Below are 2,202 nucleotides of genomic sequence, written 5' to 3'. Positions count from 1 at the left end.
GTTGTCCGTCATGCCGGACAACCGCAAGGCGACCGCGCTCTATGAGCGGCACGGTTTCACGGACACGGGTGAGCCCGGCGATCTTCTGCCCGACGGCGTTGGCAGGGAGCGGGTCATGGCGAAGAGCCTGGCCGCTGTCTGATCTCCACATCCGGGCATCGCAGGATCCTCACTTGGTGAGGCTGCGGCGGCGAGGGGGCGTCCGCCCCAGCGAATGCCCTTCTCGCTGCGACTGCCCCTCCCCCTCGGTCAACGTACGGACCCTGACCGGCTGTGCCATCCCGCCTCCCCGCGCCGATCGAAGGTGTCGTCACATCCAACCGGCACGAGGACCATGAGCACCAACCCGGCGAACCTACGCGGTCACAGCACTAGAGGGTGGCCGGACCGTGCCATTGCGTCAACCGCTTGCGGCCGAAGCAGGGCTGAGTGAGCCCGAACGGCCGGGCTCGGGGGTTCCGGCCGTTCGGATCTCGGCTTACGGCACGGTCCGCAGGGGGCCGTTGGACGGGTGTGGGCTACCGGACTGTGATTTTCGCGGCGCTCTCGACGAGACGGGTCACGACTCCGGGGTGCGAGATCATGACGACGTGGGAGCCGTCGACCTGCACCGTGTGGGAGCCGGCGCGGCGGGCTTGGAAGCGTTCCAGGTCGGCACCGATGGCCTTGTCCTGCTTGGCGACCAGGGCCCAGGACGGGATGGTGCGCCAGGCGGCCGCTGTGGGCGCGTCCTCGAAGGCGGAGGCGCTGATGGGGCGCTGCTCGACGGCCATGACCCGGGTCTGCGACTTGGGCAGGTCGGCAGCGAACACGCGGTGGAACTGGGCCGGGTCGATGCTGAGCTCGATGCCGGTGGAGCCGTCGGCGTTGGCGAACGGTGCCGGACGCAGGGCGGGCTGGAGTTCCGATTCGTGGGACCTGGAGGCGAGTTGGCCGAGGACCTCGCCGCGGTCGGGCATGAAGGCGGCGATGTAGACGAGGGCCTTGACGTCGGGATCACCGGCTGCGGCCTGGGTGATGACCGCGCCACCGTAGGAGTGGCCGACCAGGACGATGGGGCCGTTGATGTTCTTCAGGACGCCGGCGATGTAGGTGGCGTCCTGCGGCAGACCGCGCAGCGGGTTGGCCGGGGCCACGACCTTGTAGCCGTCGTCCAGAAGGCGCTTCACCACACCGTTCCAGCCGGATGCGTCGGCGAAGGCACCGTGGACCAGGACAACCGTCGGCTTCGAACGGGACTGGCCGCTCTGCTCCGCGGAGGCTGACGGGGTGAGGGAGAACGTCAGCAGGCCGAGCAGGCCGGCTGTCGTGGCGGCGGCCCAGCTCAAGCGTCGTGCACGCATGGGAATTCCCTGAGGGTGAAGGTCGGCCCGGATCGGGCTGTACTCACATCAACCGATCTCGCGACAAACCTATTGATTTTAGGCCAAGTTGACATCCGAAAATGGGCATCGCCTTGATGTGGGAACGTGGTGTCGCGCGCCCACTCCGATGGGCCACAGTCGGCCCCTGGAGGTCATCGCCCGACCCTCCCCCACCTCCTGGGACGACCCCGTCGCAGGGATCAAGCAGTTCCACCGCCCGGTTCGCGACGGCATGGCCGCGATGGGCAATCCAGCCCGCCTCCATTCCGGAGACCCGACGGGGACGCGGTGCGAGCCCTCGTCAAGGGACGAGGACGATCCGGTCGCCGGTGTCGGCATTCCATGCCTGCTCGACGCCCTTGAGGGGCAGAGCCTTCGCACGGACGTCGAACTCGCCCTTGGCGATGGCGTGGACGAGCTTGGGCAGTTCCTTCAGCCAGTCCCGGCCGGGGACCGAGCCGATGCCGCTCCCGACGATCTGCAGTCGTGCCGCCCGCAGCGCGGCCGAGCGGATCGGGGCAGCGGGCCCGGCCACGGACCCGATCTGAATCCAGGCGATCGGGTCGGAACGCTCCTTGTGGGCCGTGATCATGTCGACGATCCCGGTCGCGGCCGGCTCGCCCCACAGGTAGTCGATGACCACGTCGACGTTCGCGACTTCGGCGAGTCGGTCGAGCGGCAGCACCTCGTCCGCGCCGAGTGCGAGAAGGTCCTGAAGCGCGGCGGTGTTGCGACCCGCGCCGATGACGTGGGCGGCGCCCAACCTCTTGGCCACCTGGACGGCCATGCGCCCGGCGTTGCCTGTCGCGCCGAGGACGAGCACGCTCCGGCCTCGCTT

2 protein-coding genes are annotated in these 2,202 nt (G+C 69.0%); both read right to left on the bottom strand.

Going from position 1 to position 2,202, the window contains the following annotated elements; all coding sequences use genetic code 11:
* Window positions 1-518: 518 nt before the first annotated feature.
* Window positions 519-1,343, bottom strand: a complete 825-nt coding sequence (locus ACWEBX_RS39375) for an alpha/beta fold hydrolase (protein WP_451889509.1) — start codon at window positions 1,341-1,343, stop codon at window positions 519-521.
* A 322-nt stretch (window positions 1,344-1,665) separates the two neighbouring features.
* The coding region (locus tag ACWEBX_RS39370) for a zinc-binding dehydrogenase (protein ID WP_451889508.1) at window positions 1,666-2,202 on the bottom strand (537 nt) is incomplete at its 5' end.

The sequence above is a fragment of the Streptomyces sp. NPDC005070 genome (genome assembly GCF_053600395.1).
This window is presented reverse-complemented; position numbering and strand designations above follow the sequence as displayed.

What these genes read in the sequence shown, in the direction of transcription:
- ACWEBX_RS39375 (WP_451889509.1), bottom strand. Translation starts at nt 1,343, where the DNA reads ATGCGTGCACGACGCTTGAGCTGGGCCGCCGCCACGACAGCCGGCCTG.